The following is a 23765-nucleotide window of genomic DNA, read 5'->3' as shown; positions in this document are numbered from 1 at the left end:
CCTTATATAGCTATCAGAGTAAAAAATGTAACGCTTATTATTTTGTTAAATAATACGCATTATATATTCAATAATTAAAATGCTCTTAATTAAATAAAACTATTTAATTAATAATATAAAATTTCATTATGTTACTTAAGAGATGAAAATTATAACTTAAAAAAGTGATGGAACATATTTCTATTATCCCTGATTACAGACAAGCCTGGAAAGTGGAACATAAATTGTCGGATATTCTACTGTTGACTATTTGTGCCGTTATTTTTGGTGCAGAAGGTTGGGAAATATAGAGGATTTTGGGGAAACACATCTCGTTTTTTTGAAGCAATATGGTGATTTTGAACATGGTATTCCTGCTCACGATACCATTGCCAGAGTTGTATCCTGTATCAGTCCTGCAAAATTTCACGAGTGCTTTATTAACTGGATGCGTGATTGTTATTCTTCATATGATAAAGACGTCATCGCAATTGATGGAAAAACACTCCGGCATTCTTATGACAAGAGTCGCCGCAAGGGAGCGATTCATGTCATTAGTGCGTTCTCAACAATGCACAGTCTGGTCATCGGACAGATCAAGACGGATGAGAAATTCAATGAGGTCACAGCTATCCCAGAACTTCTTAACATATGGATATTAAAGGAAAAATTATCACAACTGATGCGATGGGTTGCCAGAAAGATATTGCAGAGAAGATACAAAAACGGGGGAGGTGATTATTTATTCGCTGTAAAAGTAAATTAGGGGCGGCTTAATAAAGCCATTGAGGGATAATCCCCGCTGAAAGAATTAAATAATCCAAAGCATGGCAGTTACGAAATAAGTGAACAGAGTCACGGCAGAGAAGACATCCGTCTTCATATTGTTTGCGATGTTCCTGATAAACTTATTGATTTCACGTTTTAATGGAAAGGACTGATAAAATTATGCGTGGCAGTCTCCTTTCGGTCAATAATAGCAGAACAAAAGAAGGAGCCTGAAATGACGGTCAGATATTATATCAGTTCTGCGGGTTTAACAGCAGAGAAGTTTGCGACAGTGATTCGAAATCACTGGCACGTGAAAAATAAGCTGCACTGGCGTCAGGGCGTGGTAATGAATGAAGACCACTGCAAAATAAGAAGAGGAATTGCAGCAGAATTATTTTCAGGGATCAGGTATATCGGCATTAATATTTTGACGAAACATAAAGTATTCAAGGCTGGGTTAAGATGTAAGATGAGAAGAGCAGATATGGACAGAGACTACCTCGCATCAGTTTTTGCGGGGAGCTGGCTTTCGTAATCTTGCCCTGGTGATGCAATGCTGAATTAATAGCATTAAAGATTTTAAATAAAATGGTTTAACTCAACATGAACTTTATAATTATTATTAGAATGATTTTGCCTTTCTGTATTTTTTTGAGTATTTTACTTTACTCTGGAAGGGTGGATAGTGTTTTTTTATTTTCTATTGAATACACATTTATAAGTGTGGCAATCTTTCTGATAAAGAGAAAGTTTGTAAGTAATATTTTATGGGTAATTTATCTTTCCATTTTAGGTGTGCAGGCAGCGTCGCTATTTAGTTCAGGACAATATTTGATGCCTCTTGCCTTGTCGAATGCTGCAGAAATTGAATCCTTGGGTATTGGTGAGGTAATTAAAGTTTTTTTTGTTTTTATTTTGTTTATTATAATTTCATTCATTACCTTGCCTTCAGGGGCTCTAACCGAGCGTATTAAATATTATAAATTCAACCTTCTCTGTATAGTATTATTGCTCGTGTGTTCTTTCATAAGTGCGGGACCAGTATATGCTTTTTATGAAACAGCAAAATTGTTCTATTTACAGCAAACCTTTAAGCCTAGTAAGAAGATCGGAGATGCAGGGAAATTCTTTTTAAAAACAAGTGTTTTTATTAACCCTATAGAAAACAACTACAGTTTCAAAGGCCGTAATGTTATTGTAATATTTGCTGAGGGATTTTCATCTGAAATTATGGGTAATGCCAAACCAAGAGCATTTTCAGTTACGCCTAATTTAGATAAATTATCTACTGAAGCACTAAGTTTCAAAAATTATTATAACCATACAGCTGCAACATTCCGAGGATTAAGAGGTCAGTTAACTTCTGGTTATCAATTTCGAGATGGTTTAACTGACGCTGGCACAGGTATCGCACAATTATCTAAAGCAGAAATTAATAATATTTACCTTCACCGTCAAACATCTTTACCTGATATATTAAAAGAGTATGGATATAAAAGTTATTTTATAGCTTCCACCGAAAAAAATAGCCCACTCAATACAATGTTGAAGACACTTAATTTTGATAAGGTTCTTGGTATGGGTGATTTTATTGGTTATCAACGAGACAGAATGACGGATAAGCAAACATTTAATGCACTGCAATATTTTTTACGTTCTCAGGAAAATAAAAAAGGACCCTTCTTTATTGGTGTCTATCCATCTGGTACTCATCATGGTCAAGATAGCCCAAATGAAAAATATTTTGATGGTAACAACCCTCTCTACAATAAGTTCTATAACTATGATTTTCAGTTAGGGAAATTTATTGACTTCTTTCGGCGCAGTTCATTTTATAATAATACATTATTAATAATAACGTCAGATCATTCAACATTTCCTTCGACAGAATATAAAAAAGCATTTAATAGCGATTCTCGTTACTTTGTAGGCGAAATACCATTTCTGGTTATTGGAGGAGATATTACTCCTGAAATTTTGGATGCAGACGGTAAAAATTCATTAAGCTTTGCGCCAACAATATTGCATATGTTAGGGATTCAGTATTCAATGAACTATTTTTTGGGATGTTCTCTTATTGATAAGGAATGCACATCGCCATTTTCACATCTTTCTGCTATTGGTAGTGACTATTTCGTTACAAGCAAAGAAAATCATGTTGAACTAATACCAAACAATAATGATAGTGAATTAATAAAGCTTGCAGAAAGTTTCTATAATATCAGTGGATAAGCAGATGGTTGGGCAAAAAATAATCGCCTCATCTAATTATGAAACATACGACTGTAAAATAAGATATAAATTAAGCTATTCTTTATCTTAAATAAGCCGCAACCCCGCGGTGACCACCCCTGACAGGAGTAAACAATGTCAAAGCAACAGATCGGCGTCGTCGGTATGGCAGTGATGGGACGCAACCTCGCGCTCAACATCGAAAGCCGTGGTTATACCGTCTCTATTTTCAACCGTTCCCGTGAAAAGACGGAAGAAGTGATTGCCGAAAATCCAGGCAAGAAACTGGTTCCTTACTATACGGTGAAAGAGTTCGTTGAATCTCTTGAAACGCCTCGTCGCATCCTGTTAATGGTGAAAGCAGGTGCAGGCACGGATGCTGCTATTGATTCCCTGAAACCATATCTCGATAAAGGCGATATCATCATTGATGGTGGTAATACCTTCTTCCAGGACACCATTCGCCGTAACCGCGAGCTTTCTGCAGAAGGCTTTAACTTTATCGGTACCGGTGTTTCCGGTGGTGAAGAGGGCGCGCTGAAAGGGCCTTCCATCATGCCTGGTGGGCAGAAAGAAGCCTATGAACTGGTTGCACCTATCCTGACCAAAATCGCCGCCGTGGCTGAAGATGGCGAACCGTGCGTTACCTATATTGGGGCCGATGGCGCGGGTCACTATGTGAAGATGGTTCACAACGGTATTGAATATGGTGATATGCAACTGATTGCTGAAGCCTATTCTCTGCTGAAAGGTGGTCTGAATCTCTCTAACGAAGAACTGGCACAAACCTTTACCGAGTGGAATAACGGTGAACTGAGCAGCTACCTGATCGACATCACTAAAGACATCTTCACCAAAAAAGATGAAGACGGTAACTACCTGGTTGATGTGATCCTGGATGAAGCAGCAAACAAAGGTACGGGTAAATGGACCAGTCAGAGCGCGCTGGATCTCGGTGAGCCACTGTCGCTGATTACTGAGTCTGTGTTTGCACGCTACATCTCTTCCCTGAAAGATCAGCGCGTGGCCGCGTCTAAAGTACTGTCAGGTCCACAAGCGCAGCCAGCAGGCGATAAAGCAGAGTTCATCGAAAAAGTTCGCCGTGCGCTTTATCTGGGTAAGATTGTTTCTTACGCGCAGGGCTTCTCGCAGTTACGTGCCGCGTCTGAAGAGTACAACTGGGATCTGAATTATGGTGAAATCGCGAAGATCTTCCGTGCCGGTTGTATCATTCGTGCTCAGTTCCTGCAGAAAATCACGGATGCTTACGCCGAAAATCCGAAGATTGCTAACCTGCTGTTAGCCCCGTACTTTAAGAAAATTGCCGACGATTACCAGCAAGCTCTGCGTGATGTTGTTGCTTATGCGGTGCAGAACGGCATTCCAGTACCTACCTTCTCTGCAGCGGTTGCTTATTATGACAGCTATCGTGCCGCAGTACTGCCTGCAAACCTGATCCAGGCGCAGCGTGACTATTTCGGTGCGCATACCTATAAGCGCATTGATAAAGAAGGTGTATTCCACACCGAATGGCTGGATTAATCTGATTTAATCAGTAATAAACTAAGGCCCGGCATTTATCGCCGGGCTTTTTTTTTGCTATCAATCTTATTGATTTAATTTCATTGCTTAATACTAACTTAATAAATAGCAGCTATTCTTATAAAGAAAATCTGAAATGTTTTTCGTTTCGTTGACCAGACATCATCGTGGCGTTAAAACTTTTAACTCTTATCAGGGTGCTAAAAACATCATGATTCATAGTTAAGTTAATTCTGAGAGCATGAAATGAAAATCACCATTTCCGGAACCGGTTATGTTGGCCTGTCTAATGGGCTCTTAATCTCACAAAATCATAACGTTGTAGCATTAGATATTTTACCATCTCGCGTTGCAATGCTAAACGATCGAATATCTCCTATTGTTGATAAAGAAATTCAGCAATTTTTGCAATCAGACAAAATACGTTTTAATGCCACGTTAGATAAAAAAGAAGCCTACCGGAATGCTGATTATGTAATCATCGCAACCCCGACCGACTATGATCCTAAAACCAATTATTTCAATACATCTAGCGTAGAATCAGTAATTAAAGATGTTACAGAAATAAACCCTTGTGCCGTAATGATTATTAAGTCCACGGTTCCGGTAGGTTTTACGGCCGCAATGCACAAAAAATTCAAAACTGAGAACATCATTTTCTCCCCTGAATTCCTCCGAGAAGGCAAAGCTCTTTACGATAACCTTCATCCTTCCCGTATTGTGATAGGCGAACGTTCTGAACGTGCACAGCGTTTTGCCGCGTTATTACAGGAAGGGGCGATTAAGCAAAATATCCCGACTCTGTTTACTGATTCAACAGAAGCAGAGGCCATTAAACTGTTTGCCAATACTTACCTTGCCATGCGCGTGGCGTACTTCAACGAGCTGGACAGTTATGCAGAAAGCCTGGGGTTGAACACCCGTCAAATCATTGAAGGTGTTTGTCTTGATCCGCGTATCGGCAATCATTACAACAATCCATCATTTGGTTACGGTGGTTACTGTTTGCCGAAAGATACCAAGCAGCTTCTGGCAAATTACCAGTCTGTGCCAAACAATATCATTTCTGCCATCGTTGAAGCTAACCGTACCCGCAAAGACTTTATCGCCGATGCTATCTTGTTGCGTAAACCAAAAGTCGTAGGGATATATCGCCTAATTATGAAGAGCGGTTCAGATAACTTTCGTGCGTCTTCCATTCAGGGGATCATGAAGCGTATCAAAGCTAAGGGGGTAGAAGTGATTATCTATGAACCGGTAATGAAGGAAGAAATGTTTTTCAACTCACGTCTGGAACGTGATCTCGCGACTTTTAAGCAACAGGCTGATGTCATCATCTCTAATCGAATGTCAGAAGAGCTTAAAGATGCAGCAGACAAGGTCTACACCCGCGATCTTTTCGGTAGCGACTAACTATCTGTAATCAGGTGTTTTTTGGCAGTGGTTGGCATCTATGTTCATGTAACAATTCATTATATTTATTGTTTATCCTATGGCATTCATACGGATTATCGCTAAACTATGGCGACCTGAAATTTTCCGTCTGTTAGGGTAATGATGAAAGTTGAAAATAATAATATTTCTGGGCACAACAATGACCCGGAACAGATTGATTTAATTGATTTACTGATGCAGTTGTGGCGTGGGAAGGTGACAATCTTCATCACTGTTATTGTGGCAATCGCACTGGCTATCGGATATCTGGTGGTAGCGAAAGAGAAATGGACGTCGACAGCCATTATTACTCAGCCAGATGTGGGGCAAATAGCCGGCTATAACAATGCCATGAATGTTATCTATGGCCAGGCTGCACCAAAAGTAGCTGATTTACAGGAGGCGTTGATTGGGCGCTTCAGTTCCGCTTTCTCTGCATTAGCGGAAACGCTGGATAATCAGGAAGAACGCGAAAAACTGACTATCGAGCCCGCTGTTAAAAATCAGCCGTTACCGTTAGCTGTTTCTTATGTCGGGCACACTGCGGCGGACGCACAGCAAAAGCTTGCTCAATACATTCAACAAGTTGATGACCGAGTGAATGAAGAGCTGGAGAAAGACCTGAAGGATAATATCGCTTTGGGTATGAAAAACTTGCAGGACTCCCTGAAAACTCAGGAAGTGGTGGCTCAGGCGCAAAAAACGCTGCGTATCCGCCAGATTCAGGAAGCGTTGCAGTATGCGAATCAGGCGCAGGTAACAAAGCCGCAGATTCAGCAGACTGGTGAAAATATTACTCAGGATACGTTGCTTTTGTTAGGTAGTGAAGCACTGGAGTCGATGATTAAGCATGAAGCGACCCGTCCGTTGGTGTTCTCACCAAACTACTATCAGACTCGTCAAAACCTGCTGGATATTGAAAGCTTAAAAGTTGATGATCTTGATATTCATGCTTACCGCTATGTGATGAAACCGACGTTACCTATTCGTCGCGATAGCCCGAAAAAGGCTATTACCTTGATTCTGGCAGTGCTGTTGGGCGGCATGGTTGGCGCGGGGATTGTGCTGGGGCGTAATGCGCTGCGTAATTACAACGCGAAGTAATCTTTTTGGTTTTAAATAAAAAGGGCAGGGTGGTGACACCTTGTCCTTTTTTGTTGCCGGATGCGATGCTGGCGCATCTTATCCAGCCTACGTGTGCAGAGCGAATAGTAGGCCCGATAAGCTTGCGCATCGGGCAATGGCTCCGGATGCGACAACAACATCGCATCCGCTTACCCCGCAACTCACTGATGCCGTTTACGCAGGTTCTCAATTACCGTCGTTAAATCCAGATCCTGATCCTGTAACAGCACCAGCAGGTGATACATCAAATCAGAGGCTTCGTTGGTTAATTCGAAGCGGTCATTGACCGTCGCGGCCAGCGCAGTTTCCACGCCTTCTTCACCCACTTTCTGTGCGATGCGCTTGGTGCCACTGGCATACAGTTTGGCTGTGTAGGAGGTTTCTGGATCGGCAGATTTGCGTTCGGCGAGCAGTTGTTCCAGTTGATACAGAAACAGCCACTGGTGAGCGGTGTCGCCGAAGCAGCTGCTGGTGCCTTTGTGGCAGGTTGGGCCGATGGGATTCGCCAGTACCAGTAATGTGTCGTTGTCGCAGTCCGCCGCAATACTCACCACGTTGAGGAAATTGCCCGACGTTTCACCTTTGGTCCACAGTCGCTGTTTAGTGCGTGAGAAGAAGGTGACTTTGCCGCTTTCGATGGTTTTGTCTAAGGCTTCCGGGTTCATGTAACCCAGCATTAACACTTCGCCAGATACCGCGTGTTGCACAATCACCGGCATCAGTCCGTCGGTTTTTTCCCAGTCCAGTTCGCGACGTTGTTGTTCTGTTAACATATCCTGATCTCCACGCCCTGTGTTGCCAGGTACGCTTTTAATTCACCAATATTGATTATTTGTTTGTGGAATACGGAAGCTGCCAGCGCGCCGTCAACGTCGGCATCGCGGAAGGCTTCGAGGAAGTGTTCCATGGTGCCTGCTCCACCAGAGGCGATCAGCGGGACGTGGCAAACTTCACGTACTTTTTTCAGCTGCTTGAGGTCGTAACCATTACGCACGCCGTCCTGATTCATCATGTTGAGGACGATTTCTCCGGCCCCACGTTTTTGCACTTCCTGTACCCAGTCGAGTGTTTCCCACTGAGTGACGCGGGTGCAGCTTTCATCGCCAGTATATTGATTCACATGATATTTACCGGTTTCAGCGTCGTGCCAGGTATCAATGCCCACCACAATACACTGCACGCCAAAACGATCTGCCAGACGGGTGATCAATGTCGGGTCCGCCAGCGCAGGAGAGTTGATGGAGATTTTATCCGCGCCAAAAGAAAGAATTTTGGCTGCGTCATCCAGCGATTTAATCCCACCCGCCACGCAGAAGGGAATGTCGATCACTTCCGCCACACGAGATACCCAGCTTTTATCTACCACCCGTCCATCGCTGGAAGCGGTGATATCGTAGAACACCAGTTCGTCAGCGCCTTCTTCGGCGTAGCGTTTTGCCAGCGGCACGATATCGCCAATGATTTCATGGTTGCGAAACTGTACACCTTTCACCACCTGACCATCACGAACGTCGAGACACGGAATTATGCGTTTTGCCAGCATGCGATGGCCTCCTTCACGGTGAATTTACCTTCCAGTAATGCACGACCAACTATTACGCCGCGCACGCCAGTACCACGCAGGGCAGCGACATCATCAATGTCGCCAATACCGCCAGAGGACTGAAATGCCACCTGCGGATATCTGGCGCACACTTCTTCATATAAAGAGACGTTAGAACCTGCCAGCGTGCCGTCGCGCGAGATATCGGTACACAGCACATGTTTCAGGCCGACAGGTAGATAGGTTTCCACCAGTTGTTCCAGTGAAACGCCCGAGTTCTCTTGCCAACCGCTGACTGCCACCTGCTTGTTGCCTTGCTCGTCAATACGGACATCCAGCGCCAGCACTAAGGCATCGGCACCGAAACGTTCAAACCAGCCTTTCACCATTTCTGGTGATTTCACCGCGGTGGAGCCAACCACCACACGCGCAACCCCAGCTTCCAGTAACGCCGCTACGTCTTCTTCGCTACGCACGCCGCCGCCAACCTGCACCGGAACGTTAACGCCCGCGACCAGGGTTTTAATCAGCGGGATTTGACGTTTAGCCGGATCTTTTGCCCCGGTCAGATCCACCAGGTGCAGCACTTCGGCACCCTGCGCGGCGTAATCCTGCAATCGCGGCAGCGGGTCGTTACCGTAATCGCGCTGTTTGCCGTAATCGCCCTGATGGAGACGCACCACGGTGCCGTCGATTAAATCTAATGCCGGAATAATCATCACATCTCCAGGAAGTTTTTCAGCAACTTAGCGCCAGCAGCACCAGAACGCTCCGGGTGGAACTGCACGCCGTAGAAGTTATCTTTTTGTACTGCCGCGGTGAACGGTTCGCCGTAATTACACTGGGCGATGGTCCACGGATTGACCGGCATTGCGTAGCTGTGAACAAAGTAAAAGTACGCGCCGTCTTCAATCCCCTGAAACAGGCGGTTGCCTGCCTGCGGGTAAACGCGGTTCCAGCCCATATGCGGCAGGGGCAGACCAAAGTCGGTCATTTTCGGCACGTCTTCGTCGATGATGCCCAGCAAATCGACGCCGTTGCTCTCTTCGCTGCGCCGCCCCAGCAATTGCATCCCTAAGCAGATGCCCAGCACTGGTTGGGTACAGGCTTTGATGAGATCAAACAGCTCGCGCTCACGGACCTGATCCATCGCTGCTTGTGCGGTGCCAACGCCGGGTAAAAATAGTTTATCGGCCAGCAACACGACGTCCGGGTCACGGCTGACTTTGGGTTCATAACCGTGACGCGCAATGGCTGACTTCACCGAGTTCAGGTTGGCGCAGCCGGTATCAAGGATCACCACGTTCATTACAGCACTCCTTTCGACGAGGGCAGGGTATCGCCTTCCACGCGGATAGCCTGGCGCAGGGTGCGACCAAAGGCTTTGAACAGGCTCTCTACACGGTGGTGATCGTTTTTACCTTTGGTTTTCAGGTGTAGCGTCACACCCATGGTGTAAGAGAGCGAACGGAAGAAGTGCTCGATCATTTCAGTGCTGAGATCGCCCACGCGCTGGTAGGTAAATTCAGCTTTATATTCCAGGTGCGGGCGACCAGAGATATCCAGCGCGCAACGGGCAAGGCATTCGTCCATCGGCAGCACAAAACCAAAGCGGCAAATACCGCGTTTGTCACCGAGGGCAATTTTTAACGCTTCGCCCAGCGCCAGGCCGGTATCTTCGACGGTGTGGTGATCGTCGATATAGAGGTCGCCTTTAACGTTGATTTCCATGCGGAAACCGCCGTGGGTGGCGATCTGATCCAGCATATGATCAAAGAAGCCAACGCCGGTGTTAATCTTGCTGCCACCTTCGCGATCCAGCCACACCTGGACGTCAATTTGCGTCTCTTTGGTGTTGCGCACTACATGGGCGTAACGGTCTCGTTTAGTGAGCTGCTCGCCAATCATTGGCCAGTTCAGGGTTTCGCGGTCATAGCGTAAACCATTAATGCCCATGTTTTCAGCTAGTTGAATGTCGGTCGCGCGATCGCCAATCACATAACTGTTGGCGCGATCCATCGCTTGCTCAGCGAGATAACGCTCCACCAGTTTTACTTTCGGCTTACGGCAGTCGCACTCATCGGCGGGCAGGTGCGGACAAATCAGCACTTCATCAAACTGCACGCCTTGCGAGGTGAAGATCTGCATCATCAGGTTGTGCGGGCCATCAAAATCCGCCTGCGGGAAACTTTGTGTTCCCAGACCATCCTGATTAGTGATCATCACCAGCTTGTAGCCCGCTTTTTGCAGCTTCAGCAGCTCCGGGATCACGCCTGGTTCAAAGGCGAGTTTGTCAAAACGGTCCACCTGAAAATCACTCGGCGGTTCGCTAATCAGGGTTCCATCGCGATCGATAAAAAGATACTTCTGACTCATCAAACTTGCTCCGCACGTAAGGCGTCAATGACGCGCTGGCTTTCTTCACGGGTTCCGACGGTAATTCGCAGGCAGCCGCTTAAAGAGGGTTGTTTATTCTGATCACGTAAGATAATGCCCTGATCCCACAAAGATTTAAACACTGCGCTGGAGGCTTTAAAGCGCGCCAGAATGTAGTTGGTTTCAGAGTCAAAAACCTGCTCCACGCAGGAGATTTCTTTCAATGCGGCAATCAGGTATTCGCGTTCTGCAATAATTTGCGCCACCCGTTCGCGCATGGCGACGATCCCCTGCGGGCTTAACGCCTGGGCCGCAATGTCGGCAACCGGCGTCGAGAGCGGGTAGGGGGCGATCACTTTCATCAGCAGGTTGATGACTTCTTCGTTTGCCAGCGTAAATCCGCAACGAAGCCCCGCCAGAGCAAAAGCTTTCGACAGTGTGCGTAAAATAGCCAGGTGCGGATATTCCGCCAGCCAGCCAGCCAGCGATGCCTGCGGGCAAAACTCGATATAGGCTTCATCGGCAACTACAATCGCCTTACCGCGGGTTAACTCCAGCAGGGTGCGAAAATCCTGCGGATTGATCAGTTGCCCGGTCGGGTTGTTGGGGCTGCAAACATAGACCACTTTTACGCCGTCCAGCTTGTCGGAAATGCCCTGCAAGTCCAGTTGCCAGTTGTCCAGCGTCGGCACTGTGCGGCACTCGACGCCAATGGTTTCAGCGCTGACGCTGTACATGCCGTACGTTGGCGGGCAGTAGAGGATGGCGTCTTTACCTGGTTCGCAAAAAGCGCGAATCAGTAGTTCAATACCTTCGTCCGCGCCACGGCTGACCAGCACCTGCTCCGGTTTTACGCCTGCATACTGCGCGTAATTTTCAATCACCGCTTTCGGCTGACATTCCGGGTAGCGGTTGAGCGTTTGCTGAGTAAGCTGAAACTCCACGGCTGTGGGGTATTCGTTGGCGTTCAGCCAGACGTCGCCGTTACCGCCCAGACGACGCGCCGACTGATACGGCGTCAGGTTGCGGACGTTTTCACGCGCTAAATCGGTAATAGTCACGGTGCTCATGCTTGCTCCTTAAGGGCGTTAACACGCAAAGTAACGGCATTTTTATGGGCGGTCAGGCGCTCGGCGGCGGCCAATGTTTCAATGGTCGAAGCCAGCGCGGAGAAACCTTCTTTCGACAGTTCCTGCACGGTCATGCGCTTCTGGAAATCTGCCAGCCCGAGGCTGGAACAGGTGGCGGTGTAACCGTAAGTCGGCAGAACGTGGTTGGTGCCGGAGGCGTAATCACCTGCCGATTCCGGTGACCAGTCACCCAGAAATACCGAACCGGCACTGGTGATGCCATCGACCAGATCGCGGGCGTTGCGGGTCTGGATGATCAGGTGCTCCGGGCCGTACTGGTTAGATATCTCCACGCACTGCGCTAAATCGTTGGTCACAATCAGGCGGCTGGCGCTCAGTGCCTGGCGGGCGGTTTCAGCTCTCGGCAGTTCTGCCAGTTGGCGTTCGACAGCTTCGGCTACGCGACGCGCCATCTCAGCATCGGGCGTCAGTAAAATCACCTGAGAGTCCGGGCCGTGTTCAGCCTGGGAAAGCAAATCAGAAGCCACGAAATCCGGCGTAGCGCCGCTGTCAGCAATCACCAGCACTTCCGACGGGCCTGCGGGCATATCGATCGCCGCACCGTCCAGACGCTGGCTTACCTGGCGTTTTGCCTCGGTGACAAAGGCGTTGCCTGGCCCGAAGATTTTGTCCACTTTCGGCACAGATTCCGTACCAAACGCCAGCGCGGCAATGGCCTGTGCGCCGCCGACGTTAAACACGTCCTGCACACCGCACAGCTGCGCCGCATAAAGGATCTCATCGGCAATCGGCGGCGGTGAGCACAACACCACTTTTTTACAGCCCGCAATACGCGCCGGAGTTGCCAGCATTAATACCGTTGAGAAGAGCGGGGCGGAGCCGCCAGGAATATACAACCCAACTGAAGCTACCGGGCGCGTGACTTGCTGGCAACGCACGCCTGGCTGCGTTTCTACATCTACCGGCGGCAGTTTTTGTGCAGTGTGGAAGGTTTCAATATTCTTTACTGCTACCGCCATCGCCTGTTTTAGCTCGTCGCTCAGGCGTTCGCTGGCGGCGGCAATTTCCTCAGCTGACACCTTCAGTGCGGTAACCGTGGTTTTATCAAACTTCGCACTATATTCCCGCAGGGCCTCATCGCCGCGTGCTTTCACGTTATCGAGAATATCGTTAACAGTGCGGGTAATGCTTTCAGAAGTGGAGATCGCCGGGCGCATTAACAGCTGGCGTTGTTGCTCCGCAGTACAGCTATTCCAGTCAATGATTGTGTTAAAGCTCATGGCGATCACTCCATCATCTTCTCAATCGGCAGCACCAGGATTGAACTGGCACCCAGCGCTTTCAGTTTTTCCATCGTTTCCCAGAACAGGGTTTCGCTACTGACCATGTGCATCGCTACGCGCTGTTGATCACCTGCCAGCGGCAGAATAGTTGGGCGTTCGGCACCTGGCAGCAGGGCGATGACTTCATCCAGGCGTTCGGTCGGTGCGTGCATCATGATGTATTTTGATTCGCGCGCCTGGATCACACCCTGAATACGGGTCAGCAGTTTGTCGATCAGTTGCTGTTTGGATCCTTCCATTTCGCCATCGCGTTGGATCAGGCAGGCTTTCGAGCGGTAGATAACTTCGACTTCGCGCAGGCCGTTAGCTTCCAGCGTGGCACCGGTGGAAACCAGATCGCAAATCGCATCTGCCAGTCCGGCACGCGGGGCGACTTCGACAGAACCGTTCAGTAAGCAGGATTTAAAAGAGATGCCTTTCTGGTCGAGATAACGCTTGAGCAGGTGAGGATAAGAGGTGGCGATACGTTTACCGTTTAAGGAGAGCGGGCCGTCCCAGGCTTCATCAACCGGCGTTGCCAGCGAAAGGCGGCAGCCGCCGAAATCCAGACGACGCAGGGTAAAGTAGCGCGGATCTTCGCCCTGGGCGCGGCGGTTAAGCAGCTCTTCTTCCAGTACGTTTTCGCCGATAATCCCAAGGTCTACCACGCCATCCATTACTAGACCGGGAATGTCGTCGTCACGCACGCGCAGAATATCAATCGGCATGTTTTCTGCCATCGCGATCAGGCGCTGGGTGTGAAGATTAATTTTAATGCCACAGCGCGCCAGCAATTCGCGTGAGTCATCACTTAAACGGCCGGATTTCTGCATAGCTATGCGTAAACGAGTGTTGTCTGTCATTTTCTTATTCCTCTTTAAACCTGTCTGAACCGTTATCAACCGCGCAATAAAAAAGCCCCCGGAAGATGATCTTCCGGGGGCTTTCTCATGCGTTCATGCACCACTGGAAGATCTGAATGTCTTCCAGCACACATCGCCTGAAAGACTAGTCAGGATGATGGTAATGATGGTGGTGTTTAAATTGAACGCGTGTCATAAAAGTCTCTGTGAATGTTTATTCAACTGATGTCTTTTAACCTAAACCACTTTCACGTTAGAAAGCAAGGGCTTTTTTATATATTTTATGGCAATGGATTTGTTTAATGAATGAGCGGGGAAAGGAGGGGGCTAAGAGGACTGTCCTCTAACCTGACGGCACCAAAAATAGCGAAGCCTGGATTTTCGTCTCACTGACAATATCTTGATCTACAAACTAATTAATAAATAGTTAATTAACGCCCATCATTGTACAATGAGCTGTACATAAGAGGAGATTGATATGCGTACAATTAGCTACAGCGAAGCGCGTCAGAATTTGTCGGCAACAATGATGAAAGCCGTTGAAGATCATGCCCCGATCCTTATTACTCGTCAGAATGGAGAGGCTTGTGTTCTGATGTCACTCGAAGAATACAACTCGCTGGAAGAGACGGCTTATCTACTGCGCTCCCCCGCTAACGCCCGGAGATTGATGGACTCAATCGATAGCCTGAAATCAGGCAAAGGAACGGAAAAGGACATTATTGAGTGAAACTAATCTGGTCTGAGGAGTCATGGGATGATTATCTGTACTGGCAGGAAACAGATAAGCGAATTGTTAAAAAGATCAATGAACTTATCAAAGATACCCGCAGAACACCATTTGAAGGTAAGGGGAAGCCAGAACCCCTGAAACATAATTTGTCAGGTTTCTGGTCCCGACGCATTACAGAGGAGCACCGTCTGGTATACGCGGTTACCGACGATTCACTGCTCATTGCAGCATGTCGTTATCATTATTGAAGAGATTCATTCATAGAATGAATTGTCAGTTTTGATACGCTAGCGTAGCCTTATAGATCTAAGGTGTATCAGGAGATAACGGATGAAAAAGGTCGCAATTGTCGGGTTAGGGTGGTTAGGCATGCCGCTGGCGATGTCACTTTCAGCGCGAGGCTGGCAAGTCACCGGGAGTAAAACCACACAAGATGGTGTCGAAGCGGCCCGAATGAGTGGCATTGATAGCTATCTGCTTCGCATGGAGCCTGAGTTAGTTTGCGATTCTGACGATCTGGATGCCCTGATGGACGCCGATGCGCTGGTCATTACGCTTCCGGCACGTCGTAGCGGCCCCGGCGATGAGTTCTATTTACAAGCGGTACAAGAGTTAGTGGATAGCGCGCTGGCCCATCGTATTCCCCGCATTATTTTTACCAGCTCAACATCAGTCTATGGCGACGCGCAAGGCACGGTGAAAGAAACTACCCCGCGTAATCCAGTAACCAACAGTGGACGAGTATTAGAAGAGCTCGAAGACTGGCTGCACAATTTACCCGGTACTTCGGTCGATATTCTGCGTCTTGCGGGCCTGGTCGGACCGGGGCGTCATCCCGGACGCTTCTTTGCCGGAAAAACCGCGCCTGATGGTGAACATGGTGTTAATTTAGTCCATTTAGAAGATGTTATTGGCGCTATCACTCTGTTGTTACAGGCACCTAAAGGCGGACACATCTATAATATATGTGCGCCAGCTCACCCTGCGCGTAATGTTTTCTATCCGCAGATGGCCCGTTTACTGGGGCTGGAACCTCCGCAGTTCAGAAATAGTCTGGACAGCGGCAAAGGTAAGATTATTGATGGCAGTCGGATTTGTAATGAACTGGGATTTGAATACCAGTATCCCGATCCGCTGGTAATGCCGCTGGAGTAAACGATCACGCCAGCAGGACGCCGCATGCACTGCAAGGGGGCGTGTATGAAACCACTGCTGGATGTGTTGATGATCCTCGATGCCTTAGAAAAAGAAGGCAGTTTTGCGGCGGCGTCGGCCAAACTCTATAAGACGCCGTCTGCTCTGAGTTACACCGTTCACAAGCTGGAAAGCGACCTTAATATTCAATTGCTTGATCGTAGCGGACACCGTGCTAAATTCACCCGCACCGGAAAAATGTTATTAGAGAAAGGGCGGGAAGTTCTGCATACCGTGCGAGAACTGGAAAAGCAGGCTATCAAACTGCATGAAGGCTGGGAAAACGAGCTGGTGATTGGCGTGGACGACACGTTTCCTTTTTCTCTGCTTGCGCCACTCATTGAAGCTTTCTATCAACATCATAGCGTGACGCGCCTGAAGTTTATCAATGGCGTACTCGGTGGTTCCTGGGATGCCCTGACTCAGGGGCGAGCGGATATTATTGTTGGCGCGATGCATGAGCCACCATCTTCCAGTGAGTTTGGTTTTTCACGGTTGGGCGATCTGGAACAAGTCTTTGCGGTCGCGCCTCATCATCCGTTAGCCCTGGAAGAAGAACCGTTAAACCGTCGTATCATTAAGCGATATCGGGCGATTGTGGTGGGGGACACTGCGCAGGCCGGCGCTTCTACGGCCTCACAACTTCTCGACGAACAAGAAGCCATTACCGTTTTCGATTTTAAAACCAAGCTGGAGCTGCAAATTAGCGGCCTCGGCTGCGGCTATTTACCCCGTTATCTGGCGCAACGTTTTCTCGATAGTGGCGCGTTAATCGAGAAGAAAGTGGTCGCCCAAACTCTCTTTGAACCCGTCTGGATTGGCTGGAACGAACAGACCGCAGGACTTGCCAGTGGCTGGTGGCGGGATGAAATTTTAGCAAATAGTGCGATCGCCGGTGTTTATGCAAAATCTGATGACGGAAAATCAGCCATTTAAAGAAAAATTATTATGACAAGCCTCTCATTCTCTTGTCATTTCCCCCCCATTTAGGCACAATGCGCCGCTGTCAAAAAATGACTAAAAACCGACGTTTCATCAGCGTCGGTTATTTTTTGCTTCAAACCAATCATTCATACCAAGAGGCCGGGCTTCGTACCGGATAGATATTTACTAAAAATCGACAGTTGTTGTCGCTGAGGAATCCAAAAAAATGGGGCAATTTTTTGCTTACGCGACGGTTATCACCGTAAAGGAGAATGACCATGTCGCATAACGTTACTCCAAACACCTCTCGCGTGGAATTGCGTAAAACGCTTACGTTAGTTCCGGTTGTAATGATGGGTCTTGCCTATATGCAGCCGATGACGCTGTTTGATACATTTGGTATCGTTTCAGGCCTCACGGATGGTCATGTGCCGACAGCCTATGCGTTCGCATTGATTGCGATCCTGTTTACGGCTCTGAGCTACGGGAAGCTGGTTCGCCGCTATCCTTCTGCTGGCTCTGCATACACTTACGCCCAGAAATCCATTAGCCCGACTGTCGGCTTTATGGTGGGTTGGTCTTCTCTGCTCGACTATCTGTTCGCGCCGATGATCAACATTCTGCTGGCGAAAATCTATTTTGAAGCTCTGGTGCCTTCCATCCCATCGTGGATGTTTGTGGTGGCGCTGGTGGCCTTTATGACCGCCTTTAACCTGCGTAGTCTGAAATCCGTAGCGAACTTCAACACTGTAATCGTCGTGTTGCAGGTAGTGCTGATCGCGGTGATCCTGGGCATGGTTGTTTATGGCGTATTTGAAGGTGAAGGCGCGGGTACGCTGGCGAGCACTCGTCCGTTCTGGTCTGGCGATGCGCATGTTATCCCGATGATTACCGGGGCGACAATCCTGTGCTTCTCCTTTACCGGTTTTGACGGCATCAGCAATCTGTCGGAAGAAACCAAAGATGCAGAGCGCGTGATCCCGCGTGCGATTTTCCTGACCGCGCTGATTGGCGGCATGATCTTCATCTTTGCAACTTACTTCCTGCAACTGTATTTCCCGGATATCTCTCGCTTTAAAGATCCGGATGCGTCACAGCCTGAAATCATGCTGTACGTTGCGGGTAAAGCGTTCCAGGTTGGCGCGCTGATCTTCTCCACCATTACCGTACTGGCGTCCGGTATGGCGGCGCACGCAGGCGTAGCGCGTCTGATGTACGTAATGGGTCGTGACGGCGTGTTCCCGAAAAGCTTCTTCGGTTATGTACACCCGAAATGGCGTACTCCGGCGATGAACATCATCCTGGTTGGCGCGATTGCCCTGCTGGCAATCAACTTCGACCTGGTAATGGCAACGGCGCTGATTAACTTTGGTGCGCTGGTGGCGTTCACCTTTGTTAACCTGTCGGTCATCTCGCAGTTCTGGATCCGTGAGAAGCGTAACAAGACGCTGAAAGATCACTTCCAGTATCTGTTCCTGCCGATGTGTGGTGCGCTGACCGTTGGTGCGCTGTGGGTTAACCTGGAAGAAAGCTCAATGGTTCTGGGTCTGATCTGGGCGGCTATCGGCCTGATTTACCTGGCTTGCGTCACCAAGAGCTTCCGTAACCCGGTTCCGCAGTACGAAGACGTAGCATAATCAACTTTTCTAATAATAAACCGGAGTCGAATGAACATTTGGCTCCGGTTTTTTTATTCTTTTTTATCGAAATCCTCATTAATAACCATTTGTTCTAATTTAGAGAATTTGGTTATTGGTCTGCATTCCACCAGTCATGAATAATTTCCCCATTAACATTCATCTGGTTAATTAATTTATGTTTTCAATGATATTAAGCGGGCTAATTTGTGGTGCTCTGCTGGGATTTGTCATGCAGCGTGGGCGTTTTTGCCTGACAGGTGGTTTTCGCGATATGTATATCGCGAAAAATAATCGCATGTTTTACGCCTTGCTGATTGCAATTTCGGTACAAAGCGTGGGGGTTTTTGCGTTAATTCAGGCGGGCCTACTGACTTACGAAGCCGGGGCGTTCCCGTGGCTTGGTACTGTTATAGGTGGGTATCTTTTCGGGCTGGGAATTGTTCTGGCGGGTGGATGTGCCACCGGGACCTGGTATCGCGCGGGTGAGGGATTGATCGGCAGTTGGATCGCGCTTTTCACTTATATGGTGATGAGTGCGGTGATGCGTTCTCCACACGCCAGTGGTTTAAATCAAACCTTGCAGCACTACAGTACTGAACATAACTCTATTGCTGAGACTTTTAATTTGTCTGTGTGGCCGTTGGTTACCGTTTTGCTGGTGATAACGCTCTGGGTGGTGATGAAAGAGTTGAAGAAGCCAAAACTCAAAGTCGCGACCTTACCGCCGCGCCGAACCGGGATCGCTCATATTCTGTTTGAAAAACGCTGGCATCCCTTTGTCACTGCTGTACTCATCGGTTTGATTGCGCTTTTAGCCTGGCCCCTGAGTGAAGCAACCGGACGCATGTTTGGGTTAGGAATCACTTCCCCAACGGCCAATATTCTGCAATTTCTGGTCGCGGGTGACGTGAAATACATTAACTGGGGCGTTTTCCTGGTGTTAGGGATCTTCGTGGGGTCATTTATTGCCGCCAAAGCGAGCCGTGAGTTCCGCGTTCGCGCTGCTGATGCACAAACAACATTACGTAGCGGGTTAGGTGGTGTACTGATGGGCTTCGGTGCCAGCATTGCAGGTGGTTGCTCTATCGGTAATGGACTGGTCATGACTGCAATGATGACCTGGCAGGGCTGGATTGGCCTTGTATTTATGATTCTCGGAGTCTGGACTGCGTCCTGGCTTGTGTATGTTCGACCGCAGCGTAAGGCGCGACTGGCAACTGCTGCGGCAAATTAAGTAAGGTGTAAAGATGGCGATTAAAAAGCTGGATGTGGTGACGCAGGTCTGTCCGTTTCCACTCATAGAAGCAAAAGCAGCACTGGCAGAAATGGCCAGCGGCGATGAGTTGGTAATTGAGTTTGATTGCACCCAGGCAACTGAAGCAATCCCACAGTGGGCGGCAGAAGAAGGGCATGCCATCACCGATTATCAGCAGATTGGCGATGCAGCGTGGAGCATCACCGTTCAAAAAGCCTGACTCAAAATTGTCCTCCGCCGTACTAGCGGCGGAGGCTTCACATTAGACAATCTCTTCCGCGTACTGCCAAAGCGCTTTTAACAGCGCCACTTTTTCTTTATCGTCGGCATACTGCTGCGCCAGCATCTGAATCTCTTCTGCATAACCCTGCAAAAACTCTGGCGCGAAGACCTGGCGGCGGTGCTCCAGCCAGCGTTGCTGCTCGGCATAATCCAGCGTCCCCGGGAAGTTGCGCGCCCGATAATTGAACAACAGCTTTTCAATTCGTTTATCAACAAAAGTGATATCCAGTGCCGGTAAATTACGCGGCTCGGTTTCAAGCACAATTTTCATTGCTGCGCGATCGGCGTCACTGAAAAAGCCATTATAAAGCTGTGCATCCACGTTATCTGAAGGCGTAAACGGTTCGGCTTCCGCGAATATCGCCACCACTTTTTCACGCACTTGCGGATTTTCACGCAGAATTTTCAGGTTATCGAGGCAATGCTGACGATTAATTCCCAGTCGGTCGGCATCTTCCGGGCGTAGCGTATTCGCCTGGGCCAGCACCGGACATTTATTGATATGCACCAGTTTAACCGGAACGGCGGCGTTATCGCCAAGATCGGCTTTTGCGGTATATAGACGCTCGCGCAATGTGTCGCTATCCAGTTCCAGTAATGGCGAAATGTCTCCTGCCAAATCCACCATAATTACGGCATTGCGATTTTCAGGATGCCACGCCAGCGGTGCTACCCAGCTGGTATTGCCGCGCCATGCCCCAAACATTCCGGAAACGTGAACCAGGGGTTTCATCTGCGGAACATCAATCAACGCCATTAGTTTGTGTTTATTACGATGGGTAAAGAGATAATCAAACAGGCGTGGCTGACGCGTTTTTACCAGTTTTGCCATCGAAATAGTGGCGTACACATCAGCCATCGCATCGTGGGCGTTGCTATGTTCAATACCATTCGTTTTGGTTAAATGCTCAAGGCGAAAGCTCGGTAGACCGTCATCATTTTCAGGCCAGTTTATTCCTTCCGGGCGCAGGGCATAACAGGCACGCATAACATCCAGTAAATCCCAGCGCGAGTTATCATGCTGCCAGCTCCAGGCGTAAGGATCGTAGAAATTACGATAAAAAACGTTGCGTGTGACTTCGTCGTCGAAACGCACATTGTTGTAGCCCAGAATACAGGTCTTCGGTACGGTAAAAAGCGAGTGAATACGGGCGGCAAACGCGGCTTCGTTTTCTCCTTTCGCCCGTGCTTCCTGCGGGGTAATACCGGTAATTAATACTGCTCCAGGCTGGGGTAAATAGTCATCCGCGGGCTTGCAGTAAAAGACTTCGGGTTCGCCGATGACATTGAATTCGCTATCGGTGCGAATGGCTGCGAACTGTGCAGGGCGATCTAACGCGGGGTGCGTGCCAAAGGTTTCGTAATCGTGAAACAAAAAGGTAGATTGTTGCTTACCGTCATTCATCATTAGGTTAAATCCGTTGTTTCTGCTGTCTGCCAGAGTATCAAATATCACCGTGCTAATCAGCTTTAGCGCGACAATTTGACAGCGAGTGGCAACAGATCATGTCAGATAAAAATGAGAGGGTAGTCACATTTTCTTGCACTTTATTCCAGCCAGTTCATAAGTATTTCCGTAAAAAGAACAGCTATTTGAAACTCCTGAGGGTTTGCTGTTGAAACGCCGTCTTATTATTGCTGCTTCTTTGTTCATTTTTAACTTATCGTCTGGTTTTGCGGCGGAAAACATTCCTTTTTCACCTCAGCCTCCAGAGATTCATGCCGGGTCCTGGGTATTGATGGATTACACCACCGGTCAGATCCTCACCGCGGGTAATGAGCATCAACAGCGCAATCCCGCCAGCCTGACAAAGCTGATGACGGGCTATGTCGTGGATCGTGCTATCGATAGTCATCGCATTACGCCAGACGATATTGTCACCGTGGGGCACGATGCGTGGGCGAAAGATAATCCGGTGTTTGTCGGTTCTTCACTGATGTTTTTGAAAGAGGGCGATCGCGTATCGGTACGTGATTTAAGCCGTGGTTTAATTGTGGATTCCGGAAATGACGCTTGTGTTGCACTGGCTGACTATATTGCTGGTGGGCAACGGCAGTTTGTTGAAATGATGAACAACTATGCCGAGAAGCTGCATCTCAAGGATACACATTTTGAAACAGTGCATGGTCTGGATGCACCTGGCCAGCATAGCTCGGCTTATGATTTAGCTGTGCTTTCTCGCGCTATCATCCACGGCGAGCCCGAGTTTTATCATATGTACAGTGAGAAAAGCCTCACCTGGAACGGTATCACTCAGCAAAACCGTAACGGGTTATTGTGGGATAAAACCATGAATGTTGACGGCCTGAAAACGGGTCATACTTCTGGTGCCGGTTTTAACCTCATTGCTTCGGCTGTAGATGGGCAGCGTCGTCTCATTGCAGTGGTAATGGGGGCTGATAGTGCAAAAGGTCGTGAGGAAGAGGCAAGAAAATTACTGCGTTGGGGGCAACAAAACTTTACTACGGTGCAAATTTTGCACCGTGGGAAAAAGGTCGGTACGGAACGCATCTGGTATGGCGATAAAGAAAATATCGCCCTGGGAACGGAACAAGAGTTCTGGATGGTGCTACCGAAAGCCGAAATTCCACATATCAAAGCCAAATATACCCTTGATGGTAAAGAGCTCACCGCGCCAATTAGCGCCCATCAGCGGGTAGGGGAAATTGAACTTTACGACCGTGATAAACAGGTGGCGCACTGGCCGCTGGTTACCCTGGAATCTGTCGGGGAAGGCAGCATGTTTTCTCGCCTGAGTGATTATTTCCACCATAAGGCCTGACCTTTCTTTTGCAGCAGACTGGCAGGAGTGCGAGTCTGCTCGCATAATCAACACTCATTCCTTGTGGTTTTAATATTGCAACTATACTGTATATAAAAACAGTAATAATGGAGGCGTCATGAACTACGAGATTAAGCAGGAAGATAAACGTACCGTTGCAGGTTTCCATCTCGTTGGCCCGTGGGAACAGACGGTAAAGAAAGGTTTTGAGCAGTTGATGATGTGGGTAGATAGCAAAAATATTGTGCCGAAGGAGTGGGTTGCTGTCTATTACGACAATCCGGATGAAACACCCGCCGAAAAATTACGCTGCGACACCGTCGTGACGGTACCGAATAACTTTACGCTCCCCGAAAACAGTGAGGGCGTCATTCTGACAGAAATTTCAGGTGGTCAATATGCGGTGGCGGTGGCTCGTGTAGTCGGTGATGATTTTGCTAAACCCTGGTATCAGTTCTTTAATAGCCTCTTGCAGGACAGTGCTTATGAAATGTTACCAAAGCCCTGCTTCGAGGTTTACTTGAACAATGGCGCGGAAGATGGGTACTGGGACATCGAAATGTATGTTGCGGTGCAGCCAAAACATCACTAATTCATCTCAGGGCGGTGTGTTGACGCGAAGACCACTCTTTTTTTGAAAGCGAAAAGAGTAAGATGCGCCTTTCAAATTTTTCGC

The 23765-nt window shown here is 48.2% G+C and carries 25 protein-coding genes, 1 pseudogene and 1 other annotated feature; of the genes and pseudogenes, 16 read left to right on the top strand and 10 right to left on the bottom strand.

Translation table 11 applies throughout. From position 1 onward, the window contains the following. Nucleotides 1-167 precede the first annotated feature (167 nt). From ACJHWK_RS12100 to wzzB, 6 genes and pseudogenes are all read left to right on the top strand, one after another. Nucleotides 168-745, top strand: a pseudogene (locus tag ACJHWK_RS12100) (ISAs1 family transposase). Between the two features lie 186 nt (nucleotides 746-931). Continuing rightward, nucleotides 932-1285 carry an ISAs1 family transposase gene (locus tag ACJHWK_RS12095; RefSeq protein ID WP_001332233.1) on the top strand — a complete coding sequence of 118 codons (354 nt, stop codon included), beginning with the start codon at nucleotides 932-934 and terminating at the stop codon, nucleotides 1283-1285. Between the two features lie 68 nt (nucleotides 1286-1353). Beyond that, nucleotides 1354-2982: an LTA synthase family protein gene (locus ACJHWK_RS12090; RefSeq protein WP_001009254.1), complete on the top strand. Its 1629-nt coding sequence runs from the start codon at nucleotides 1354-1356 to the stop codon at nucleotides 2980-2982. Nucleotides 2983-3117: 135 nt separating this feature from the next. Beyond that, entirely contained in the window at nucleotides 3118-4524 is a 1407-nt protein-coding gene (gndA, locus tag ACJHWK_RS12085) for an NADP-dependent phosphogluconate dehydrogenase (protein WP_000043455.1), read from the top strand. 246 nt (nucleotides 4525-4770) lie between these two features. Next, entirely contained in the window at nucleotides 4771-5937 is a 1167-nt protein-coding gene (gene ugd / locus ACJHWK_RS12080; RefSeq protein WP_000704905.1) for a UDP-glucose 6-dehydrogenase, read from the top strand. Between the two features lie 144 nt (nucleotides 5938-6081). Then, a complete protein-coding gene (wzzB, locus tag ACJHWK_RS12075; protein WP_170886352.1) occupies nucleotides 6082-7062 on the top strand; it encodes an LPS O-antigen chain length determinant protein WzzB in 981 nt (326 codons plus the stop codon). Nucleotides 7063-7244: 182 nt separating this feature from the next. Here wzzB and hisIE read toward each other — a convergent pair whose 3' ends face one another. The 9 genes from hisIE to hisL all read right to left on the bottom strand — a co-directional run bounded on the left by hisIE (nucleotide 7245) and on the right by hisL (nucleotide 14474). Further along, entirely contained in the window at nucleotides 7245-7856 is a 612-nt protein-coding gene (hisIE, locus tag ACJHWK_RS12070; protein WP_000954888.1) for a bifunctional phosphoribosyl-AMP cyclohydrolase/phosphoribosyl-ATP diphosphatase HisIE, read from the bottom strand. After that, nucleotides 7850-8626 (bottom strand): imidazole glycerol phosphate synthase subunit HisF, encoded by a 777-nt coding sequence (hisF, locus tag ACJHWK_RS12065; RefSeq protein ID WP_001513847.1) that lies wholly within the window; start codon nucleotides 8624-8626, stop codon nucleotides 7850-7852. The genes hisIE and hisF overlap by 7 nt, the downstream gene beginning before the upstream one ends. Then, complete coding sequence (hisA, locus tag ACJHWK_RS12060) at nucleotides 8608-9345, bottom strand: 1-(5-phosphoribosyl)-5-[(5-phosphoribosylamino)methylideneamino]imidazole-4-carboxamide isomerase (RefSeq protein ID WP_000586445.1); 738 nt, start codon at nucleotides 9343-9345, stop codon at nucleotides 8608-8610. Before hisA ends, hisF begins: the two co-directional genes overlap by 19 nt. Then, nucleotides 9345-9935 carry an imidazole glycerol phosphate synthase subunit HisH gene (gene hisH / locus ACJHWK_RS12055; RefSeq protein ID WP_001103560.1) on the bottom strand — a complete coding sequence of 197 codons (591 nt, stop codon included), beginning with the start codon at nucleotides 9933-9935 and terminating at the stop codon, nucleotides 9345-9347. The genes hisA and hisH overlap by 1 nt, the downstream gene beginning before the upstream one ends. Then, a complete protein-coding gene (gene hisB / locus ACJHWK_RS12050) occupies nucleotides 9935-11002 on the bottom strand; it encodes a bifunctional histidinol-phosphatase/imidazoleglycerol-phosphate dehydratase HisB (RefSeq protein WP_000080093.1) in 1068 nt (355 codons plus the stop codon). The genes hisH and hisB overlap by 1 nt, the downstream gene beginning before the upstream one ends. Continuing rightward, nucleotides 11002-12072, bottom strand: coding sequence for a histidinol-phosphate transaminase (gene hisC / locus ACJHWK_RS12045; protein WP_000108943.1), 1071 nt, complete (start codon nucleotides 12070-12072; stop codon nucleotides 11002-11004). Before hisC ends, hisB begins: the two co-directional genes overlap by 1 nt. Next, nucleotides 12069-13373 carry a histidinol dehydrogenase gene (gene hisD, locus ACJHWK_RS12040; RefSeq protein WP_001530514.1) on the bottom strand — a complete coding sequence of 435 codons (1305 nt, stop codon included), beginning with the start codon at nucleotides 13371-13373 and terminating at the stop codon, nucleotides 12069-12071. The genes hisC and hisD overlap by 4 nt, the downstream gene beginning before the upstream one ends. A gap of 5 nt (nucleotides 13374-13378) precedes the next feature. Next, nucleotides 13379-14278, bottom strand: coding sequence for an ATP phosphoribosyltransferase (gene hisG, locus ACJHWK_RS12035; RefSeq protein ID WP_000131789.1), 900 nt, complete (start codon nucleotides 14276-14278; stop codon nucleotides 13379-13381). A gap of 46 nt (nucleotides 14279-14324) precedes the next feature. Then, nucleotides 14325-14448: a sequence feature (His leader region), on the bottom strand. After that, nucleotides 14424-14474: a his operon leader peptide gene (gene hisL, locus ACJHWK_RS12030; RefSeq protein WP_071593552.1), complete on the bottom strand. Its 51-nt coding sequence runs from the start codon at nucleotides 14472-14474 to the stop codon at nucleotides 14424-14426. (Overlaps the previous feature by 25 nt.) A gap of 282 nt (nucleotides 14475-14756) precedes the next feature. On the opposite strand from hisL, the gene yefM reads away from it, so the two are divergent. The 8 genes from yefM to tsuB all read left to right on the top strand — a co-directional run bounded on the left by yefM (nucleotide 14757) and on the right by tsuB (nucleotide 20244). After that, nucleotides 14757-15008: a YoeB-YefM toxin-antitoxin system antitoxin YefM gene (gene yefM / locus ACJHWK_RS12025; protein ID WP_001259255.1), complete on the top strand. Its 252-nt coding sequence runs from the start codon at nucleotides 14757-14759 to the stop codon at nucleotides 15006-15008. Continuing rightward, nucleotides 15005-15259, top strand: coding sequence for a type II toxin-antitoxin system mRNA interferase toxin YoeB (gene yoeB, locus ACJHWK_RS12020; protein ID WP_000767829.1), 255 nt, complete (start codon nucleotides 15005-15007; stop codon nucleotides 15257-15259). The genes yefM and yoeB overlap by 4 nt, the downstream gene beginning before the upstream one ends. Nucleotides 15260-15341: 82 nt before the next feature. Next, on the top strand, nucleotides 15342-16166 hold the full coding sequence (locus ACJHWK_RS12015; protein ID WP_000754737.1) for an SDR family oxidoreductase: 825 nt from the start codon (nucleotides 15342-15344) through the stop codon (nucleotides 16164-16166). Between the two features lie 45 nt (nucleotides 16167-16211). Then, complete coding sequence (locus ACJHWK_RS12010; protein ID WP_000803351.1) at nucleotides 16212-17141, top strand: LysR substrate-binding domain-containing protein; 930 nt, start codon at nucleotides 16212-16214, stop codon at nucleotides 17139-17141. A gap of 214 nt (nucleotides 17142-17355) precedes the next feature. Continuing rightward, complete coding sequence (gene yoeI / locus ACJHWK_RS12005; protein ID WP_010723108.1) at nucleotides 17356-17418, top strand: membrane protein YoeI; 63 nt, start codon at nucleotides 17356-17358, stop codon at nucleotides 17416-17418. Next, nucleotides 17408-18766, top strand: a complete 1359-nt coding sequence (gene plaP / locus ACJHWK_RS12000) for a putrescine/proton symporter PlaP (protein ID WP_000019197.1) — start codon at nucleotides 17408-17410, stop codon at nucleotides 18764-18766. Before yoeI ends, plaP begins: the two co-directional genes overlap by 11 nt. Nucleotides 18767-18944: 178 nt before the next feature. After that, nucleotides 18945-20003: a thiosulfate utilization transporter TsuA/YeeE gene (tsuA, locus tag ACJHWK_RS11995; RefSeq protein WP_000492321.1), complete on the top strand. Its 1059-nt coding sequence runs from the start codon at nucleotides 18945-18947 to the stop codon at nucleotides 20001-20003. Nucleotides 20004-20016: 13 nt separating this feature from the next. Next, nucleotides 20017-20244 carry a thiosulfate utilization sulfurtransferase TsuB/YeeD gene (gene tsuB / locus ACJHWK_RS11990; protein WP_000985273.1) on the top strand — a complete coding sequence of 76 codons (228 nt, stop codon included), beginning with the start codon at nucleotides 20017-20019 and terminating at the stop codon, nucleotides 20242-20244. A 42-nt stretch (nucleotides 20245-20286) separates the two neighbouring features. Here the strand turns inward: tsuB and sbcB are convergent, their stop codons facing one another. Next, the gene (gene sbcB, locus ACJHWK_RS11985; protein ID WP_001530512.1) at nucleotides 20287-21714 is read right to left on the bottom strand and encodes an exodeoxyribonuclease I; all 1428 of its coding nucleotides are present in this window, start codon (nucleotides 21712-21714) and stop codon (nucleotides 20287-20289) included. A 208-nt stretch (nucleotides 21715-21922) separates the two neighbouring features. On the opposite strand from sbcB, the gene dacD reads away from it, so the two are divergent. Both dacD and sbmC read left to right on the top strand, forming a co-directional pair. Continuing rightward, a complete protein-coding gene (gene dacD, locus ACJHWK_RS11980) occupies nucleotides 21923-23089 on the top strand; it encodes a serine-type D-Ala-D-Ala carboxypeptidase DacD (protein WP_001513842.1) in 1167 nt (388 codons plus the stop codon). Nucleotides 23090-23207: 118 nt separating this feature from the next. Continuing rightward, complete coding sequence (sbmC, locus tag ACJHWK_RS11975; protein WP_001105393.1) at nucleotides 23208-23681, top strand: DNA gyrase inhibitor SbmC; 474 nt, start codon at nucleotides 23208-23210, stop codon at nucleotides 23679-23681. Nucleotides 23682-23765: the final 84 nt, after the last annotated feature.

Origin of the sequence: Escherichia sp. WS547 (genome assembly GCF_046486065.1) — a bacterium.
In the GTDB taxonomy this organism is placed as follows: Bacteria; Pseudomonadota; Gammaproteobacteria; order Enterobacterales; family Enterobacteriaceae; genus Escherichia; species Escherichia coli.
This window is presented reverse-complemented; position numbering and strand designations above follow the sequence as displayed.

Bases quoted from the DNA above. Each gene is read 5' to 3' on its own strand.
- ACJHWK_RS12090 (WP_001009254.1), top strand. From the start codon at position 1,354: ATGAACTTTATAATTATTATTAGAATGATTTTGCCTTTCTGTATTTTT.
- gndA (WP_000043455.1), top strand. From the start codon at position 3,118: ATGTCAAAGCAACAGATCGGCGTCGTCGGTATGGCAGTGATGGGACGC.
- ugd (WP_000704905.1), top strand. From the start codon at position 4,771: ATGAAAATCACCATTTCCGGAACCGGTTATGTTGGCCTGTCTAATGGG.
- wzzB (WP_170886352.1), top strand. From the start codon at position 6,082: ATGAAAGTTGAAAATAATAATATTTCTGGGCACAACAATGACCCGGAA.
- hisIE (WP_000954888.1), bottom strand. From the start codon at position 7,856: ATGTTAACAGAACAACAACGTCGCGAACTGGACTGGGAAAAAACCGAC.
- hisF (WP_001513847.1), bottom strand. From the start codon at position 8,626: ATGCTGGCAAAACGCATAATTCCGTGTCTCGACGTTCGTGATGGTCAG.
- hisA (WP_000586445.1), bottom strand. From the start codon at position 9,345: ATGATTATTCCGGCATTAGATTTAATCGACGGCACCGTGGTGCGTCTC.
- hisH (WP_001103560.1), bottom strand. From the start codon at position 9,935: ATGAACGTGGTGATCCTTGATACCGGCTGCGCCAACCTGAACTCGGTG.
- hisB (WP_000080093.1), bottom strand. From the start codon at position 11,002: ATGAGTCAGAAGTATCTTTTTATCGATCGCGATGGAACCCTGATTAGC.
- hisC (WP_000108943.1), bottom strand. From the start codon at position 12,072: ATGAGCACCGTGACTATTACCGATTTAGCGCGTGAAAACGTCCGCAAC.
- hisD (WP_001530514.1), bottom strand. From the start codon at position 13,373: ATGAGCTTTAACACAATCATTGACTGGAATAGCTGTACTGCGGAGCAA.
- hisG (WP_000131789.1), bottom strand. From the start codon at position 14,278: ATGACAGACAACACTCGTTTACGCATAGCTATGCAGAAATCCGGCCGT.
- yefM (WP_001259255.1), top strand. From the start codon at position 14,757: ATGCGTACAATTAGCTACAGCGAAGCGCGTCAGAATTTGTCGGCAACA.
- ACJHWK_RS12015 (WP_000754737.1), top strand. From the start codon at position 15,342: ATGAAAAAGGTCGCAATTGTCGGGTTAGGGTGGTTAGGCATGCCGCTG.
- ACJHWK_RS12010 (WP_000803351.1), top strand. From the start codon at position 16,212: ATGAAACCACTGCTGGATGTGTTGATGATCCTCGATGCCTTAGAAAAA.
- plaP (WP_000019197.1), top strand. From the start codon at position 17,408: ATGTCGCATAACGTTACTCCAAACACCTCTCGCGTGGAATTGCGTAAA.
- tsuA (WP_000492321.1), top strand. From the start codon at position 18,945: ATGTTTTCAATGATATTAAGCGGGCTAATTTGTGGTGCTCTGCTGGGA.
- tsuB (WP_000985273.1), top strand. From the start codon at position 20,017: ATGGCGATTAAAAAGCTGGATGTGGTGACGCAGGTCTGTCCGTTTCCA.
- sbcB (WP_001530512.1), bottom strand. From the start codon at position 21,714: ATGATGAATGACGGTAAGCAACAATCTACCTTTTTGTTTCACGATTAC.
- sbmC (WP_001105393.1), top strand. From the start codon at position 23,208: ATGAACTACGAGATTAAGCAGGAAGATAAACGTACCGTTGCAGGTTTC.